A 17,887-nucleotide genomic window follows, 5' to 3' on the forward strand; every position below is an offset into this window, starting at 1 on the left:
CCGCACATTTATAGCGTTTCAGGCGAGAGAGTGACCGCTGCAGTGCGGCAAAGCGGCCGGATCGAAATTCGCCAGTGCCCGTGTCAGCAGGTCGCCCACACTTGTTGCGCCCGAAGGCGGCAGCCGCAGGAACGCCAGCGCCCGCCGCAGCGCCGGCAACGGGTCGGCCGGGTCGACCGGGAAGGCTTGTTCGGACTTGGACAGCTTGAGCCCCTCGCCATCCAGCACCAGCGGCAGGTGGCGATAAGCCGGCGTGGGCAGGCCCAGGCAGCGTTGCAGCCAGATCTGCCGCGCGGTGGAGTCGAGCAGGTCCTGCCCGCGCACCACCTCGGTGATGCCCTGGTAGGCGTCGTCGACCACGCAGGCGAGCTGGTAGGAATAGAAACCCTCGACCCGGCGGATCACGAAGTCGCCCACCTCGTCGCGCAGGTTCTGCCGCTGCGGGCCTTGCAGCGCGTCGTCGAATGCGATGGCGATATCCGGCACGCGCAACCGCCAGGCCGGCGGTTGATCCGGCTGCGGCGACGCAACGCAGTGACCGTCGCGATGGATGCCGCCGTTGCCGGCCAGCTCGCTGCGGCTGCACCAGCACGGGAACACCTGCTGCGCCGCGCGCAATTGTTCGAACGCTGCCTCGTACGCCGCGCTGCGCTGCGACTGGAACAGCGCCGGCGCGTCGGCGACCAGGCCGAACGCCGGCAGCGCGGCCAGGATGCTCGCCGCCGAGCCGGGAACCTCGCGCGGCGGGTCGATGTCTTCCATCCGCAGCAGCCACTCGCCGCCGGCATGCCGCGCGCATAGCCAGCTGCCCACCGCGGCGACCAGCGAGCCGAAGTGCAGGTATCCGGTGGGCGAGGGGGCGAAGCGGCCGCGATAGCTCATCGGCGCATCTTAGATGCCGTGCCGAACCCTTGAAAGCGCCGGCCGTCGCCCCGAATTCCCAACCCACCCCAGTCCCCTTCATGACTGCCACGATAGAGAGACAGCCATGCGTCGCATCGCATTATTCATTGGTACAAACCTTGCCGTCCTGCTCCTGCTGAGCATCGTTTGCCACCTGTTCGGCATCGACCAGATGGCCGCCGCCCGCGGCTACGGCGGCATGGGCGGCCTGCTGGCCTACGCCGCCGTATTCGGCATGGGCGGCGCGTTCATTTCGCTGGCGATGTCCAAGATGATCGCCAAGTGGTCCACCGGCGCGCGGGTGATCGAGCAGCCGCAGAACGAGACCGAGCGCTGGCTGGTCGACACCGTGCGCCGCCACGCGCAGGCCGCCGGCATCGGCATGCCCGAGGTAGCGATCTACGACGCGCCGGAAATGAACGCGTTCGCCACCGGCATGACGAAGAACAGCTCGCTGGTGGCGGTCAGTTCCGGCCTGCTGCAGCAGATGAACCGCGAGCAGGTCAGCGCCGTGCTCGGCCACGAGATCGGCCACGTCGCGAACGGCGACATGGTCACCCTGACCCTGATCCAGGGCGTGTTGAACACGCTGGTGATCCTGGCTGCGCGCATCGTGGGCCGGCTGGTCGACAGCTGGATGTCGGGCGGCCGCGACAACCGCGAAGGCGGCACCGGCATGGGTTACTTCGTGGTGGTGATGGTGCTGCAGGTGGTGTTCGGCCTGTTCGCCTCGATCATCGTGGCCGCGTTCTCGCGCTGGCGCGAGTTCCGCGCCGACACGGCGGGCGCGCAGTTCGCCGGCCGCGGTGCGATGATCTCCGCGCTGCAGCGGCTGCAAGGCAACCACGGCGAAAGTACACTGCCGAGCACGATCGCCGCGTTCGGCATCTCCGGCCCGCTGGCCGACGGCTTCAAGCGCCTGTTCATGAGCCATCCGCCGCTGGAGGAGCGGATCGCCGCGCTGCAGAACGCCAGCCAGGCAGGTTAAACCGTACACTTTCAAGTCCGTCATTCCGGCGAAGGCCGGAATCGCACTTCCGGCACGATGACGCAAAGGTGCAAGTGCGATTCCGGCCTTCGCCGGAATGACGATCAAAGACATCAACGCATCAACGGAACATCCACGCATGAACGCACCCGTCGCCGAAACCCGCAAGTTCGAAGCCGAAGTCGCCCAGGTCCTGCACCTGGTCACGCACTCGCTGTACTCGCACAAGGAGATCTTCCTGCGCGAGCTGATCTCCAACGCCTCCGACGCCTGCGACAAGCTGCGTTTCGAGTCGATCGCCAACCCCGAGCTGATGGCCGGCGACAGCGAGCTGCACATCGACGTGAGCTGGGATCCGGACGCGCGCACCGTCACCATCCGCGACAACGGCGTCGGCATGAACCGCGACGAGGTGGTGGCCAACATCGGCACCATCGCCAGCTCCGGCACGCGCCGTTTCCTGGAGGCGATGTCGGGCGAGCAGAAGGCCGATGCGCGCCTGATCGGCCAGTTCGGCGTGGGCTTCTACTCCGCCTTCGTGGTCGCCGACAAGGTCACCGTGCTGAGCCGCCGCGCCGACGCGCCGGCGGGCGAGGGCGTGAAGTGGGAGAGCGACGGCAAGGGCGAGTACTCGCTGGAGCCGGCCGAGCTGGCCGAGCGCGGCACCGCCGTGATCCTGCACCTGAAGGCCGACGAGGACGAGTTCCTCAGCCGCTGGCAACTGCGCGCGCTGATCACCCGCTACTCCGACCACGTGGCGTTTCCGATCCGCATGCCGACCGAGAAGGACGGCAAACCCACCGACGAGTTCGAGACCATCAACGCCGCCTCGGCGCTGTGGACCAAGCCGAAGTCGGAGATCAGCGACGCGGACTACCAGAGCTTCTACAAGTCGCTAGGCCACGATTTCAACGACGCATTGGCGTGGACGCACAACCGCGTCGAAGGCAGCCAGAGCTTCACCACCTTGCTGTACATCCCCGCGCAGCCGCCGTTCGACCTGATGATGGGCGGCCGCGACGAACGCAAGGGGCTGAAGCTCTACATCAAGCGCGTCTTCATCATGGATGCCGCCGAAGAGCTGCTGCCGAACTACCTGCGCTTCGTGCGCGGTGTGGTCGACGCCGACGACCTGCCACTCAACGTCAGCCGCGAAATCCTGCAGCACAACCGCCAACTCGAGCGCATCAAGGCTGCCTGCGTCAAGCGCGTGCTCGACCTGATCGAGAAGCTGGCGAAGGACGAGCCGGAGAAGTTCACCACCTTCTACAAGGCGTTCGGCAACACGCTCAAGGAAGGCATCAGCGAAGACGCCAACAACCGCGAGCGCATCGCCAAGCTGCTGCGCTTTGCCAGCACCAAGGGTGACGGCACCAACCAGACCACCTCGCTGGACGATTACATCGGCCGCATGGCCGTTGGCCAGGACGCGATCTGGTACATCACCGCCGACAGCTACGCCGCCGCCTTCGGCAGCCCGCAACTGGAGGCGTTCAAGGCCAAGGACATCGAAGTGCTGCTGATGTCCGACCGCATCGACGAGTGGATGATCGGCAGCTTGAGCGAATACGACGGCAAGAAGCTCAAGAGCGTCGCCAAAGGCGACGTGCCGCTGGACGAGGCCGACAAGAAGAAGCAGGAAGAGGCGACGAAAGAAGCCGAGCCGTTGCTCAAGAAGCTGAAGGACCTGCTCGGCGACCGCGTGGGCGAGGTGAAAGTCTCCGCCCGCCTCACCGACTCGCCCTCATGCCTGGCCCTCAGCGACTACGAAATGGCCCCGCACCTGGCCCGCCTGCTGCGCGAAGCCGGCCAGGACATGCCCGAGAGCAAGCCCACGCTGGAGATCAACCCGCAGCACGCATTGCTGAAGCGCGTCGAGGCGGAAGCGGACGAGGCGAAGGCGAAGGATCTGGCCACCCTGTTGCTGGAGCAGGCAGAGATTGCGGTGGGTGCGCAGTTGCCGGATCCGTCGGCGTTCGTGCAGCGGATGAATCGGGTGTTGCTGGGGTGAGGCGCGGGGCGCCTTGCTGATGTGAAAAGGCCCGCCTACTCGGCGGGCTTTTTCTTTGCTCCCTCTCCCTCTGGCGACCGAAGGGAGTCCCCTTGTGGGTGAGAGGGTTGGGGTGAGGGTTCGGCTCTCGCCACATTCTCCCCACTCGTCATTCCTGCGAAGGCAGGAATCGCATCTGCATTTCTTCACCTCGGCATCAGAGCCAAGAGCTTTCGTACGCTTTCAGCGCCCGAGTCACTTTTCTCTTGCGTGGCCAAGAGAAAAGTAACCCAAAGAGAAGGCCACCCCGCTTGGCGCTTGCCGCCCTTCCATGGGCGGCAAGTCCGTGAGCCGGGGCCGGGCTTTTCGAACGGGCATCCTGCCCGTGCGAAAAGGAGTCGACATCCCTGTCGACTCCCGCTGCGTGGCCTGTCGACCCCGACTCACCGCCGCACAGGGGCCCTGGGTAGAGCGGCGGGCCATCCTGGCCCACACTCAGTAGGTCTGCCGGTTGGTCAACTCGGCCCCTCAATGTGTGACGATGAACGAGAAAGAATCCGAAGAGCCCGAATAGAAAGGGGCTGACCCCGGTGACGGTTTACGGTACAGCGAGGACCTTCCTAGCGGTTCTTCATGAGTGTGGTGACGAGGTTTGAAATCTGGGCAAGAACATTCCCTGTTTCTCCTGCCTTGTCGCCACCAATCGGAAGTGTGTCCGCGAAGATGCTTTTAGCCACCTCGGCTTTAATTTCCTCGGCTTTCTTCACATCGAGGAGGGCGAGATATGGACCAATCGTAGTAAGGATATGCTGCCGCCGACGATTGACCACTTCGTTGTTTCGATGTTTGCTCGACTCCCTAGCGAGATAGACGGCTGGGGCAAAGAGAATGAGGGAAAAGGGAAGGCGGTATAAGGCCTTTTGCCAGTCGACGGTGTATCCGTTGAGCGTTTGAGCAAAATGCCCGATTTCCGGAAGAAAGAGGACCAGTGCGGCGACAGCCATCATGCTGATAGCAAGGCGTCTGTAGGTGTTTGCGTTTTTCTTTTCCTCGGATGCGTAAGTGGCGTATGCACCTGCTTGGGACGTATCCACGACAGAACCGAGAACCTTTCCAGCCTGATCTTGGTAGCCCCCAAGAACTACAAGGCCAGTTGCATGTTTCGCTGCAACTAAAGTGAATTGTTCATCCACCTTCGATTGTTGAGCTTCCATCCATTTGTCATATCGTTCAGCGCGTGACGATTCGCTGGTTTGAAATGCAGTGTTGAATCCCGCCAGCTGAGTCTGAAGTTGGGTTTCAAGCGCGGCCAAGCGCTGATCGAGTTTATCGACTGCCTCGTTAGCTCTTACGGAATGCCGTGCAACTTCTTTTACTTGCTCGTCCAAGCGACCGACCAGTTGACTGGTTCGGTTGTGCCAGTCAGAAACGTATTTGCTAAGCGAGTCCGCGGCGGCAGCAACAGCCTTAGCCGCTGCGGCCGTTTTTTGGGTGATTGGTCCCCCCACATATTTGTGAAAAAGGTCCGCAAGGGCATCCGCCTGGGCGTTGGCATTCCGCACATGCCCAATATTTTTGTTGCTGATATAAGCTTGAATCTCTCCAAGGATTGCCCGAGCTCCGTTATGCAAGCCTCCAAATGCATCACTGCTTATCAGTTCCGGATCAGCACCATCAAGCATTGCGTCAAGGTAAACGATTAACTTTCTCAGGCGTGAAAGTTCTTCCGCATCGCTGATGCCCGCTTCATCGGGCAAGATGACTTGTGCTGATGTTTCCTTGACCGACTGCCAAACCCCCTTAAATGGGTGATCCTTGAACTGGTCCGTCCATCGCGACATTGGGCCTCTCCCTTGATTGGCGTGGCGCAATGATAGCTCTCGATGAGAGCCATGGCTTCAAAGAGTGCGGGGCTGACACAAAGGTCAGTGTGAACTTTTCGAGTTGCTAACCGGATGTCGCCTTTCGGGCGAAAAGCTCCCGGTGGTGCGCGAGGAACGTAGTCTGCTCTGGTCGAAACCGCTCAACCTGCTTCGATGGATCAATCGACCACCGTTCAAGCACGTCGCGCGACAGCGACGAATGCACCAGCATCCGCCCGCTATCTTCAAAGCTGATGAACTGCTCGTCGAACAGTGCGTCGACATGCGGAGATAGCAGCAGGCCGTTGTAACCGCTGAGGCGTTCGGCGTTGTTGGCTTCGCGCCAAGGTTTGATATGGCTGGCGATCAGCAGACGAGTGTCAGTGACGCCGGTGACGCGACACGCCTTGTCGAGCAAAATCACGCGTGTCCGGAAAACGCCTTGACCTATCCGGGCTCTGGTGAGCTGTAGGCGTTGGGTTTCCGGAATGGACGTGTCGGACTCGATACGTTGAATGTCGTTCAATACTTGCGCATTGGGCTCTTGGTTGATCACGTAGCGAGGCAATTGATCAAACTCACGCACTTGATCCATGCCCAACAGCGCCATCAGCACGTGGCCGAGCGCATCGGAGATGCCGGCCAGGTAGCAGCCTTGATTGCCGTCCCCGTTTTTCTGCAAAGGAGAGTAGCGATTGGGAAGCATTGGACCGATGGCGTCGATGTGTTCCTTCGGGCGTAACGGACGGCGTGTGTCTTGATAAGCGACTTTTACAAACCTGCCTTCGTGTGCCCAGTAGTCGCCCACATTGCCAAATTCGATCGGCTTGGGACTGGGTGAGGCGGCTTCGGTGACACGGCCCACGGCACCGATGCGACCATGAGCATACGAGAACACGATATCCCCCGGACTTACGAGCTTCATGTTTTCGTAGGTCTGGTTGAAGGCGCCGTTCGTGTTTCGGTAGGGCGACCACAGGTAGCCGCCACGAACTTCGTGGTCGCGAGTCTGTTTGTGGTTGACCCACCAGTAAGCCATTTCGTACCCCTTGCACCAGGTTAGCCGAAAAGGAGCGAGCGAGCAGGGAATAGCGTGTCGCGCCCTCGCTGTACGCCGGGCATTGCGCGATGATGGAGTTGCTGAAATCGCCTGCAGGGACGCCAATGACGAACGAATCACTTACCTATGCACTGATCGAGAAAAAGATCGACCAGTACGTCAAGGATGTCGGGGATGACAAGCCGGGCATCGTGGAACGTTTGGCCTTTGGGACGACGATGGTGTCGTGGATGCCGTTGTTGCTTGCGACCCAATTCGCGAAGTCTCAGGTAGCAGTTATCGTCCTCGCAGCATGCACAGTGCTCCCTCTGATCGCGTTGGGAGTCAGCATGGTTTGTTTTGTACGACGCGAGTGGCGCACGTTCCATCGCAAACACGACAAGTTATCTCGCGAATTGGATCGCGACTATGACCAATGGCGCGAGTTGGTGGCCGCCGTGAGGCGCTTCCCGAGGGCCGAACTTGCGCGTCGACTACGCTACTTGAGCACGCGCAAGTCGTCGCTTGTGTATCGCTTGGGGCTCGTCACCGGTAGCGTGCAGCGACTGGGCATCCTGCCATTGCTGGCGATTCTCTACGTGCAGTTCAAGGACTGGCGGTTTGGTGACTGGCAGGCGTTTGGACAGGTACACATGCTGGGCGGTCTGCTGCTATGGGCACTATTCCTTACCTACCTCCTTTCATGGTGGGCGGTGGGGCTGGGCACGCGCTGGGATGCCTACGAGGCGTTGCTGATCGAGGCGACTTGCGACGAGTGAGGAAATACCGGGGTTGTCCTGCCGATCTTCCGGCGTTTTGGACGCTGGACTCGCCCCGCCGCCCCTTTTCCCAGGCACCCTGAGAAATTTTCTCGGCTGGCCAGGCAAATTGCCCGGTAACCCGAGCTTTTTTCTCGGAGCGCCGAGGTCACCAGCTCGGCGCTCCGGGTTATTTGCTCGGCCGGCCGAGCTTTTTACTCGGCGTGCGGAGCTTTTTTCCCGGATCGCCGAGCAACGAGCTCGGCGGTTCCCGCTTTTTCCCCGGCGTGCCGAGTTCACCTGTTCGGCGCGCCGAGTTATTTACTCGGCCGGCCAGGCTATTTTCTCGACGCGCGGAGCTTTTTCACCGATGCGCCGGGCAACAAGCTCGGCGCATCGGACTTTTCCTGTGGCGGTTGCGGAAATTGCCTGGGCTGGTTCGGCCTATACCGACGCGTGCCGGGCCGGAGGGCGCACCAGCATGTAGAGCGCGGCGATGTGCGTGATCATCAGTAGCGGGACATAGATGATCGGGATCGCGTAGGCGGCGCCGAGCTCTCCGGCCATCGCGGGAAGGTTGGCCCGAATGGCGTGGAAATAATCCAGGGAAAGGTCGCCTATGCCTACGACATTGAAGGCGACGACGAACAGCCAGAAGAGTGGTCCCGTCTTCACGGCGAGTAGCGCGAGGATGGCGAGCAGCCCGGTTGCCAGGTCGCCGTAGGCGGCGAATGTGGCAAAGGCACTCGGCAGGTGAGGGCCGACGACGCCGGGGACCACAAAGACGAGTCCGAAGAATCGAAAGCTGTGCAAGGTCGCGATGGCCCGCTGCGCTTCGATCCGATCCATCGATTTGAGGCGCGGCCAGATGTACGCGCGAAAGCAGAGCAGCCAGGCGATATAGCCCAGGACGAGTTGCATGGTGAAGATGTTTGCCGGCGGCATGGGGACTCCCATCAACGGTTGGTTGCCACGGCTTGGGCCATGGCGTGCGATAGAGGATGCGCACGCCATGCGGCCCTCCAGCGTGGCTGTTGGGTTGATTGGTACCGGCTGGTACCGGTGCGCTCATGCTACGGTACCTGTCGGTACCAATGCAAGGGGGTCTTCGTGAAGAAGCAGGTAAACGTCGAATCCGGTCCGCAGCCGCTGCGCGAACGGATCCTGCACGCCGCCATGGAGACATTCATGGAGCATGGCTACGTCGAGGCGAGCACGCTGAAGATCGCGACGCGCGCTCAGGTGTCGAAGCGCGAGCTGTACGCCTTGTTCGGCAACAAGCAAGCCATGCTTTCCGCATGCATCGCCGATCGGGCAGGGCGCATGCAGTTTCCAAGCCTGCTGCCGCCACCATCCAGTCGCGAAGAGCTTGCGGCCATGCTCTCCAGGCTTGGCGCGACCGCACTGCGCGAGGTGAGCCATCCCGCCGTGATGGCCGTCTTCCGGCTGGCCATTGTGGAGGCGCAGCGTGCGCCCGAGGTGGCCGTGACGCTGGAGGCTGCTCGCCAGTCAATCCGAACCGTGGTCCGCGACATTCTGGTGGAGGCGCAGTCTGCCGGACTGATCGGTGCGGGTGACCCGAGCGACATGGGCAACCGTTACCTCGCGTTGCTGTGGGGCGACCTGATGGTGAGCATTCTGCTGCGCATACGCGAAGCGCCGGGCGCGGCGGAAATTGATCGTCGGGTCAGAAAAGCCGCCGAGGATTTCCTGTCTCTCTACCCCGAGCCGAAAAGCCCGGCTCGCCCAAGAAGGCAGAGCCGCGGCTGAAGAGGCTCAAGGGAGCGCAGTGTCTTCAGCGTGAATCGGCTCTCGCGGATGAAGTCCACGAACGCGCGCCGTGGTGAGGGCCGGTGACGGCGGCCGGAGCCGTGCAGGAACGGGCCGCTGAAGCTTTGCCGCCAGGGTTCGAGGACGGGCACCGGGGTGCCGTTGTCGGGATGCGGGCGTAGCCAGCCCTCGAACAAGTGAATGATGCCGGGGCCGTCACGTTCCGCTTCCGGCAAGAGCCGCCCGGGAGCAGGCGGCTTTCGTCCTGGCCGGTTTACCGCTCGCGCCCGGTGGTGCGTGCGGGTGCAGGGCTGGGTGCGCTGCGGGTAGTGTTTTGAATGGGCGGAGTCGGTGCGGACCGATAGTTCATGGGGTTCGAGGACCGGTCCATTCTCCGGTTGTCGTTGAATGGGATCCGTGTTTCGCGATGGAAGGAGTTCCTGTTTGCCAGCACCAGCCGGTGGCCATCGATATGGACCCAATACCAGGACCCCGAAGGCACGGGCGAGCTTGATGCGAGGGCGAACTGGACATCGTAGTCACCTTCCTTGCGAGGTGTGGACTGCAGGACCATGTTGGCGACGAACTGGCTGGACACGGGGCGCCCATGGTCGGTCGCCGGCCCGACGATTATTTCATCCAGGTTCTGCAGCAGCAGGCGGCGCAGTCGCGGCGAGAGTTCCATCGCCGGCGAGGCGTCGGTGACCTTGCCGTGGGCGTTCACCTGCACCAGCACCGGCATGACCTTGGGTCTGAATTCGTTGATCGAGCCCGAAGAAGCCAGGGCCGCGCTTGCCGCGACCGACAGCATTCCGAAAAGCAGGGTGGTTTGGAACCGTTTCATGGTGACCTCCTTGGAGCATCACGGAACCGCGTTGTGGGACGTCCCGCATGGTGCCTCTGTCCCGTGTTCCAACTGTCCTCGCGCGGTGCTGCTGCGTCAACCGGAAAGGAGGTCGTGGTTGCCTCTGGCAAGCCGCCGCCAGGCCTGCGATGCGCCGGGCTTCGATGCCTATCCGGCCCGTTTCCATAAGCGGAGCGAAAGCTGGGCGGCGTAGCTTGCGGGCAGGAAGACAGGCGCTGCCTGCCATGTGGGAGCCGCGAGATGCCTGCTTTGCGATTCTGGCTGTGCGCCGCCGCCATCCTGGTTTCGGGCGCTGCCCATGCGGGAGGCGGCCCGTTCGGCATCGACCACCGCGTCCACTACGACGACAGCGGCATCTGGAAACGTTCCAACCAGGACGTGCTGATCTACGGCACGATCACCACGGTCGTCGGCGGCGCCCTGGTCTTCGGCGACAACGACCAGCTGGGCGATACGTTCTGGCGCTCGGTGGATGCCATGGTGATCACCAGCGTCGGTGCCGAGGCGATGAAATACACGTTCCAGCGCGAGCGGCCTTCGCAAACCGACAACCCCGATCGCTTCTTCAGCGGCAGCCACGCGGAGAGTTTTCCCAGCGGGGAAGTGGCGGCGATATCGGCGGCGGTCACGCCGTTCATCGTCACCTACGGCCGCGACCACCCGGCCGTGTATGCGCTGGCCCTGCTGCCGGCCTACGACGCGGTGGCCCGGGTGAAGACGCATGGCCATTGGCAGAGCGACGTGCTGGTCGGCGCCGCACTCGGCACCGGGGTCGGCCTGTGGGCGGCGCACCGGGATTCGCCGCTGATCGTCAGCTGGCTGCCCGGCGGTTTCCGGGTCGGTTTCATCCATCGGTTCAAGTGACGCGCGACAGGCGCTAGCTTCAGCACTGCGTGCGGCCACCAGCCAGTTGCTTGCACGGGTGGAAGACGGGTTCGTCCGACGGCGGCGGGCGATGGTCGTGGTCGCCGTCGTGATCGCGGTCGCGATGGCGGTTCCGGTACGGCGGGGCGACCCAGTAGGCGGGCGGGGCGTTGTAGACCGGCTGGTTCAGCTGATCCTGGTAGGCGTCGTTCTGCTGGCGCAGCGCCTCGTTCTCGGCCTGCAGCCGGTCGCGCTCCGCGGCCTGGTCGGCCAGCGTCTGCTGCCGCGTTTCCTCGGCGCGCTGTTCCGCCGCGTAGGCTTCGTCGGCCTGGCGCTGGGCCTTGTCGTCCAGCGCCTGCTGGCGGGCGTCGAGGCGCTGCTGGTAGAGCGTTTCGAGATGGCGTGAATCCGCATAGCGCTTCGCCAGGTCGTCCTGGCCCAGGCGCAGGTAGCGGTCGATGACCTCGGTGTCGTCGGCCTGGTGCAGCAACTCGCCGTTGCCGCCCGGGCAGGGGTGGTCGGTGTAGGCGACTTGCCCGCCCTGCGTGCATTTGTAGATGTTCTGCGCGCCGGCCGTTCCCACTGCGGCCAGCAGCAGGGCGGCAGCCGAGAAGCGGATTCCCATCGTCAGGCTTTTCATGGTGGCCACATTCTGCATCCGGCCGGCGTCGCCTGCACCCATGGGTCCGGAACGGAAAGCCACCAAGCGTGCGGCCTGGCGGTTTGACCAGCGGAATACCGCGGTTTGCCTGCCGGCGTGCCGGAGGGGCAATCGCGCTGTTCGTAGCCTCGGAATCGCTGCCAAACCTTCGAAAATGTGACTTGCGTCACATTTCTGGTGCTATTGTCCCGCGTCACGGGTGCCTGCTGGAGTGTCCTGACTGGCTGGCGCCCGGGGTCAGGTCGAGTGGATGGGGACTTCCCGGCAAGGGAATGCGTCACCTCGTGCGGGAGCCAATGCGTCATGACGCAAGCTTCCGCGGTGCCGGTATTCCGGTACCGCGCCTTCATCAGCTACAGCCACCGGGACAAAACCTGGGCGGGCTGGCTGCATCGGGCGCTGGAAACCTATGCGGTTCCGAAGCGCCTGGTCGGCCAGGCGACGGCGTTCGGCGAGATCCCCGCCCGCCTCGCGCCGATCTTCCGCGATCGCGACGAGCTGGCCAGTGCCACCGATCTCGGCCGCAAGGTCAACGAGGCATTGGCGCAATCGGCCAACCTGCTGGTGATCTGCTCGCCGAACTCGGCGACTTCGCACTGGGTCAACGAGGAAGTGCTGGCGTTCAAGCGGCTCGGCCGCAGCGAGCGCATCTTCTGCCTGATCGTCGATGGTGAACCCGACGCCAGCGAGCTGCCCGGCCGCGCCGCCGAGGAATGTTTCGCGCCGGCGCTGCGTCGTCGGCTTGGCGCCGACGGTGCGTTGAGCCACGAGCGCACCGAGCCGATCGCCGCCGACGCGCGCGCGGGCAAGGACGGCAAGGCCAACGCCAAGCTGAAGCTGATCGCCGGCATGCTCGACCTCGGCTTCGATGCGCTGAAGCGGCGCGAGCTGCAGCGACGCGCCCGGCGCATGGCCGCGCTGGCCACGCTGGCGCTGATCGTGATGGCGGCGACCACCACTTTGGCGATCACCGCCATGATCGCCCGCCACGCCGCGGTGGTCGCCAGCCAGGCCGCCGAGCGCCGGCAGAAGCAGGCCGAGGGCCTGGTCGATTTCATGCTGGGCGATCTCAACGACAAGCTACGGCAAGTATCGCGCCTGGACATCCTGGAGACAGTTGACGACCAGGCGATGAGCTATTTCCAGTCACTACCGATTACCGATGTCACCGATGAAGCACTAACGCAGCGCGCCAAGGCGCTGGAGAAGATCGGCAGTGTGCGGCTGGATCAGGGGCATCTGCCGGCGGCGATGGAGTCGTATCAAGCGTCCTCGAAGCTCGCGGCCACGCTGGCCGAGAAGGCTCCCGCCGACACCACGCGACAGCTCGCGTATGCGCAGGTCCTGGCCTTCGTCGGCATGACCCACTGGTATCAGGGGCAGCTCGACGCCGCGCAACGGAGTTTTGAATCAGCTCAAACCGTTCTGCAGCGGGCCAAGCCGGGGGCCGCGGACAATCTGCCGTTGCAGTATGAGCTGGCAATAATCGACAACAATATCGGTCATGTGCTCGAAGCACGCGGCCGGCTGGACGAGGCAATCGTCCCATACCGCCGCATGCTGACGCTGTCCCAGAGGCTGGTGGCGGTCAAGCCCGACAAGACCGAGTGGGCGGTGAAATTGGGTGTTGCACACAACAATCTTGGCAAGCTGGCCCTGATGCGCGGCGACCTTGCGACGGCCATCGCCGAATACGCTGCCGATGACGCAATCGAGACCACACTTTCCGCACGCGATCCGCAGAACAACGACCAGCGCGAGAACATGCTTACGGTTCGCGCCATTCTGGGGCGCACGCTGGCCCTGACCGGCGACATCGATACGGGCATGCGCGACCTGCAGCAGGCTGTCGACATCGCCACGCAATTGACGAAGGTTGATCCGAACAACACCAGCTTCCAGGATGATCTGGCACTGTATGCCTCGCAAACGGGCCGGCTGCGGCGCCTGAACGGTGATCTGCCCGCGGCTCAGGCGCTGAATGCGCAGTCGCTGGCCATTTTCCTTGCCTTGACGAAACAGGATCCGGCGAACGTCGGCAGGCAGCGCGAGTTCGCCGAGGCGCAGCTTGAGCAAGCTGCGCAATCACAGGCGTCCGGCCAAACCGACGCAGCGCGCAGGCAGGCGCAGGCTGCACTGGCCATCCTCGCCCCCTTGTTCGTCAAGCAGCCCGACGACCGCGCCACCCTGCTGGCGACGGCAGGAGCGCAGCTTTTGCTCGCGGCGGTATCCGATGACGCGCGGGCCACTCGGCAACTGCGCAGCGATGCCTTGAACGCGATGCAGGCGGTGAAAAGCGGCGGCGACGATCCGCGTCTGCGGGCGTTGCAGGTCGAGGCGCTGCTGGCGCTGGGCATGAAAGCCGAGGCGCAGGTTGTGATCCGGCAACTGTGGGGCAGCGGCTACCGCGATGCGGCGCTGCTGGCCGTGCTGCTGCACGCGCGGATCGACTATCCGGTCAATGCGGCATTCCAGCAAAAACTGCTGGCGGCAACCGACACCAGCACCCGCCAGTAAGGCCGGGCGCAACGAACAGGGGACAGGCAACACCGGCAAGTGCGGTGTCGGATCAAACCCTCATCACCAAGGAATCCATCATGCCGAACAATCTCCATGTCACGCTCGACACGAGCACGACCCCGCCGTATCTCGATATCGACCAGAGTAACGGCGCGAACCACGTCAGCCGTAGTCCCAACGCGCAAACCATCACCTGGCAGCTGACCGGCAATGCGGCCTCGGGATCGTTCAATACGCAAAGCGATCCGGAACCTGGTTTCGCCTGGGTCGGCACGCCGCCACCCGCAGGTATCTTCGGGCCCCCAACGCTGAGTCCGAACGGCAACGAAATAACCATGAGCGACCTCAACAACAGCGCCAGCACGGCGGGAGACTGGATCTATCAGCTGAGCGCCACGATCGGCAATGTGCCCTATCAGTCGAAGAAGACATCCATCACGGAGCAGACCACGGATCCGACGATCAAAAATCGTTGATACCTGCTTACACCTGGATCAGCCATCGAACCCAAGGAGGTGCGCCATGAGCGGATAACAAGGAAACCCGATTCGTTGTACTGAAAGCCATCGATGTTCAACGCGGCATCGCCGCACAATGTGAGGATGAAATCATGAAGCGCATTGTATTGTCTGTGGTTCTGGGCGTCGCCTTGGCGGCGACTTCGGTACTTGCCAGTGCCAGTACGCCGATCACGAGTTCCTCGGGCTCGTTTACGGCTGCCATCAGCAACTGGTTCGCTTGCGCGATTGGCAGCCAGAGTTGCGTGTCTACCGAAACAAGTACGAACCCATCGATCAAAAACAATTAGCAAGACTGCGCGGGCCGCAAGCCTTGTCCAAGACTGCGGCCCGCCATCCGCCATCCGCCGTATGGCTCTGCGACGCTGATCAGCGTCGCATCTCAACCGTCTCTTCTCTCTTGCCAACTGAAGCCCTACACGGCATCGAAACAAAGCTAAGGACGCAGACACGGCTAGCACCCATTTACTTCAACCACTCTGGAGACCGTCATGTCAAAGACCAATACTGAAAATCAGAACACCACGGCTGCGCCTCTACCAGTCGAGAACGAGAATGACGGGGCAAACAGCGAACCCGATCTGGAATCCGAGCTGACAAGAACGCCAACTCCGAATCAAGCCACCGAACCGATGATAAAAAACAGGTAGGTCGCGTCGGCGCCAACACCACTCCAGGCATCCAGCAGAATTCGTGCGGTTTCGTGAGAAAGCAGCCGCATGGCTTTTTCCGGAGCATGGGTTTGTGAAGCTGTGCGTGACCTGTCCATCGTGACCATTCATCGCCCGGAAGCCACATGACTCCCCTGGTCATCGGCGTCACCAGCCATCGCAACATCCCCGCCGACGAGATCGAGCCGATCCGGCAGCGCGTGCGGGATTTCCTGGCGCAACTTCGGCGCGATTTCCCCGAGCTGCCGCTGGTGGTGCTGTCTGCGTTGGCCGAGGGCGGCGACCAGTTGGTGGCGCACGAGGCGCTCGCCGCCGGTGCGCGCCTGGTCGCGCCGTTGCCGTTGCCGCGGGAACTGTACGTGGACGACTTTGCCGACCCGGCGGTGCGCGCCAGTTTCGACGCGCTGTGCGCTCAGGCCGAGATCGTGCCGCTGCCGCTGCCGTTGCCGAAGGCACAGTCGCTGCTTGATCTCGGCACGCCGGGCCTCGCGCGCGATCGTCAATACGCCAAGGCCGGCGTGTATATCGCCAGCCACTGCCATGTCCTGTTGGCGATCTGGGACGGCAAAGAATCGGGCCGGCTCGGCGGCACCGCGCAGATCGTGAAATACCATCTGAGCGGCAGCATGCCGGGCCTGATCGACCGTCGCCGGGATACGCGCCACGTGCTGGGCGGTGGCGACGAGAGCCTGCTCTATCACATCATCTGTTCGCGCGACGGGCTCGATGGAGCGCCGGCTGCCGGGCTACTGCCTTTGCAGGCGCTATGGCGTACCGCTGACACGGCTTCCGCCGCCGATAGCCTGCCGGCGGATTTCCGGGTGATGTTCGCGCGCATGGTCGAGTTCAATCGCGAGTGCGACAAATACGCCGACGAGATCGAGGCGGCCGCGCCCGCGCAACCGGCCGCCGGAACGCGCGACACCGCGGCGATCGATCGGCTGTTCCATGCCGCCGACTGGCTGGCGATGCATTTCCAGCGGCGGGTACTGCTGGCCATGCGCCTGACTTACACGCTGGCGGCCTTGATGGGCATCGCCTTCACGTTCTATGCGCACATGCCCGCGCAGAACTTCCTGATCTACCTGTTCCTGTTCCTGTTCGCCAGCGGCGGCGCGGTGGCGGCGCTGGCCCGGTATCGCGGCTGGCACCGCAAGTATCTGGATTACCGCGCGCTGGCGGAGGGCTTGCGGATCCAGTCGTACTGGCGACGGGCGGGCATCTCGGCGAATGCCGACCACGAGTTCGCGCATGACAACTTCCTGCAGAAGCAGAACATCGAGCTGGGCTGGATCCGCAACGTCATGCGTGCCGCCGGTCTCGACGTGGTGGTCGGTGTGGCGGCGTCCCCACCGACTGCGCTGGCGGACGTCATTGCGGAGTGGGTGGGGGAATCGGGAAAGTCCGGGCAGCTTCATTACTACGAGCGCAAGACCATCGAGCGCACCGGCCTGCACCATGTGACCGAAGCGATCGGCTCGCTCAGCCTGTGGGGCGGCGTGGCGATCAGCGTGTTCCTCGCCGTATTCGTGCTCAAGCTGTCGCAGGAAACCAAGACCACCCTGGTGATGGTCATGGCGGTGCTATCGATCATCGCCGCCGTGCGCGAGGCTTACGCCTACCGCAAGGCCGACAAGGAATTGATCAGACAGTACCGCTTCATGCAGCGCATCTTCGCCAACGCACGCGCGGCATTGGACCGCACGCACGATCCCGTGCTGCAGCGACAGATCCTGCTTTCGCTCGGCGACGCGGCACTCACCGAACACGCCGAATGGACGCTGATGCAGCGCGAACGCCAGGTGGAGCACAGCAAGCTCTGATCGTTCCGGCTTGGCGGGCGCCCGAGTGGAGGGCTTCCGGGGAGCGATGTCGCGGTACGGCCAGCTTCAGCGAGGTGGGATGGGGAGAGGTGGCGTGGGCGCCTTGTTCACGCGTCGCCATGCGCGCAGGCCGATCACCGCCAGTGCCACGAACCCCACATACAGCACCGACGTGATCAGCAGGTGCTTGTAGACGTATTCGCCCACGTAGATCACGTCCACCACGATCCACAGCCACCACGCGGCGACGTGCCGCTTGGCCTGCCACCATTGCGCGACCAGGCTGAAGGCGGTGAGTGCCGCGTCCAGCCAGGGCAGGGCGGCGTCGGTGCGGTAGTGCATGAACGCGCCCAGCGCCAGCGCGCCGAGGCTGCCGATCGCCAGGTGCACGATCGCTTGCCGTCGCGGCAGCGCGGCCACTTCCACGCGGCCGTCCTCGCCCATGTGCTGCAGCCAGCGGTACCAGCCGTAGCCGATCAGCAGCGCGAACGCCAGCTGCAGCAGAGCGTCGGAGTAGAGCTTCGCGTGGACGAATACCCACGCGTAGACCAGCACCGAGATCAATCCCACCGGCCAGCACCACGGGCGCCGGCGGGTGGTGAGCCAGACGCCCCAGGCGCTGACCAGCGCGGCGATGAGTTCGACCCAGGTCATC

At 63.4% G+C, this 17,887-nt stretch carries 17 protein-coding genes; 8 read left to right on the plus strand and 9 right to left on the minus strand.

Annotated elements, in window-relative coordinates:
• Window positions 1-18: 18 nt before the first annotated feature.
• Window positions 19-882 carry a tRNA glutamyl-Q(34) synthetase GluQRS gene (gluQRS, locus tag ASG75_RS00655; RefSeq protein ID WP_056384780.1) on the minus strand — a complete coding sequence of 288 codons (864 nt, stop codon included), beginning with the start codon at window positions 880-882 and terminating at the stop codon, window positions 19-21.
• A gap of 106 nt (window positions 883-988) precedes the next feature.
• Between gluQRS and htpX the strand changes: the two genes are divergently transcribed.
• Together htpX and htpG are read left to right on the plus strand one after the other, a co-directional pair.
• Window positions 989-1,891, plus strand: coding sequence for a protease HtpX (gene htpX / locus ASG75_RS00660; protein WP_056384782.1), 903 nt, complete (start codon window positions 989-991; stop codon window positions 1,889-1,891).
• 139 nt (window positions 1,892-2,030) lie between these two features.
• Window positions 2,031-3,902 (plus strand): molecular chaperone HtpG, encoded by a 1,872-nt coding sequence (gene htpG / locus ASG75_RS00665; RefSeq protein WP_056386890.1) that lies wholly within the window; start codon window positions 2,031-2,033, stop codon window positions 3,900-3,902.
• Window positions 3,903-4,501: 599 nt separating this feature from the next.
• Here htpG and ASG75_RS16100 read toward each other — a convergent pair.
• Both ASG75_RS16100 and ASG75_RS15795 read right to left on the minus strand, forming a co-directional pair.
• Window positions 4,502-5,722, minus strand: coding sequence for a hypothetical protein (locus ASG75_RS16100; protein WP_157616857.1), 1,221 nt, complete (start codon window positions 5,720-5,722; stop codon window positions 4,502-4,504).
• Between the two features lie 106 nt (window positions 5,723-5,828).
• A complete protein-coding gene (locus tag ASG75_RS15795) occupies window positions 5,829-6,782 on the minus strand; it encodes an HNH endonuclease (RefSeq protein ID WP_082547450.1) in 954 nt (317 codons plus the stop codon).
• Between the two features lie 89 nt (window positions 6,783-6,871).
• Between ASG75_RS15795 and ASG75_RS00685 the strand changes: the two genes are divergently transcribed.
• Window positions 6,872-7,561: a hypothetical protein gene (locus tag ASG75_RS00685; protein ID WP_056384790.1), complete on the plus strand. Its 690-nt coding sequence runs from the start codon at window positions 6,872-6,874 to the stop codon at window positions 7,559-7,561.
• A gap of 423 nt (window positions 7,562-7,984) precedes the next feature.
• On the opposite strand, the gene ASG75_RS00690 is transcribed toward ASG75_RS00685, so the two are convergent.
• Window positions 7,985-8,485 (minus strand): hypothetical protein, encoded by a 501-nt coding sequence (locus ASG75_RS00690; RefSeq protein WP_056386892.1) that lies wholly within the window; start codon window positions 8,483-8,485, stop codon window positions 7,985-7,987.
• 165 nt (window positions 8,486-8,650) lie between these two features.
• Between ASG75_RS00690 and ASG75_RS00695 the strand changes: the two genes are divergently transcribed.
• The gene (locus tag ASG75_RS00695; RefSeq protein ID WP_200935566.1) at window positions 8,651-9,310 is read left to right on the plus strand and encodes a TetR/AcrR family transcriptional regulator; all 660 of its coding nucleotides are present in this window, start codon (window positions 8,651-8,653) and stop codon (window positions 9,308-9,310) included.
• A 274-nt stretch (window positions 9,311-9,584) separates the two neighbouring features.
• On the opposite strand, the gene ASG75_RS00700 is transcribed toward ASG75_RS00695, so the two are convergent.
• Window positions 9,585-10,154, minus strand: coding sequence for a hypothetical protein (locus tag ASG75_RS00700; RefSeq protein WP_056384792.1), 570 nt, complete (start codon window positions 10,152-10,154; stop codon window positions 9,585-9,587).
• 261 nt (window positions 10,155-10,415) lie between these two features.
• Between ASG75_RS00700 and ASG75_RS00705 the strand changes: the two genes are divergently transcribed.
• Entirely contained in the window at window positions 10,416-11,039 is a 624-nt protein-coding gene (locus ASG75_RS00705; protein WP_056384795.1) for a phosphatase PAP2 family protein, read from the plus strand.
• Window positions 11,040-11,058: 19 nt separating this feature from the next.
• Here the strand turns inward: ASG75_RS00705 and ASG75_RS00710 are convergent, their stop codons facing one another.
• Entirely contained in the window at window positions 11,059-11,679 is a 621-nt protein-coding gene (locus tag ASG75_RS00710; RefSeq protein WP_200935567.1) for a DUF4124 domain-containing protein, read from the minus strand.
• Window positions 11,680-11,883: 204 nt separating this feature from the next.
• Here ASG75_RS00710 and ASG75_RS00715 point away from each other — a divergent pair, with 204 nt between their 5' ends.
• Complete coding sequence (locus ASG75_RS00715) at window positions 11,884-14,217, plus strand: toll/interleukin-1 receptor domain-containing protein (RefSeq protein WP_235580120.1); 2,334 nt, start codon at window positions 11,884-11,886, stop codon at window positions 14,215-14,217.
• Window positions 14,218-14,297: 80 nt separating this feature from the next.
• Window positions 14,298-14,696 carry a hypothetical protein gene (locus ASG75_RS00720; RefSeq protein WP_056384798.1) on the plus strand — a complete coding sequence of 133 codons (399 nt, stop codon included), beginning with the start codon at window positions 14,298-14,300 and terminating at the stop codon, window positions 14,694-14,696.
• Between the two features lie 97 nt (window positions 14,697-14,793).
• On the opposite strand, the gene ASG75_RS16105 is transcribed toward ASG75_RS00720, so the two are convergent.
• Window positions 14,794-15,024: a hypothetical protein gene (locus ASG75_RS16105; protein WP_157616858.1), complete on the minus strand. Its 231-nt coding sequence runs from the start codon at window positions 15,022-15,024 to the stop codon at window positions 14,794-14,796.
• Window positions 15,025-15,354: 330 nt separating this feature from the next.
• Complete coding sequence (locus tag ASG75_RS16110; RefSeq protein WP_157616859.1) at window positions 15,355-15,507, minus strand: hypothetical protein; 153 nt, start codon at window positions 15,505-15,507, stop codon at window positions 15,355-15,357.
• A 27-nt stretch (window positions 15,508-15,534) separates the two neighbouring features.
• Here ASG75_RS16110 and ASG75_RS00725 point away from each other — a divergent pair, with 27 nt between their 5' ends.
• Entirely contained in the window at window positions 15,535-17,232 is a 1,698-nt protein-coding gene (locus ASG75_RS00725) for a hypothetical protein (protein WP_056384800.1), read from the plus strand.
• 66 nt (window positions 17,233-17,298) lie between these two features.
• Here ASG75_RS00725 and pnuC read toward each other — a convergent pair whose 3' ends face one another.
• Window positions 17,299-17,886: a nicotinamide riboside transporter PnuC gene (gene pnuC, locus ASG75_RS00730; protein WP_056384802.1), complete on the minus strand. Its 588-nt coding sequence runs from the start codon at window positions 17,884-17,886 to the stop codon at window positions 17,299-17,301.
• Window position 17,887: the final 1 nt, after the last annotated feature.

This window comes from Rhodanobacter sp. Soil772, assembly GCF_001428385.1.
GTDB lineage: Bacteria > Pseudomonadota > Gammaproteobacteria > Xanthomonadales > Rhodanobacteraceae > Rhodanobacter.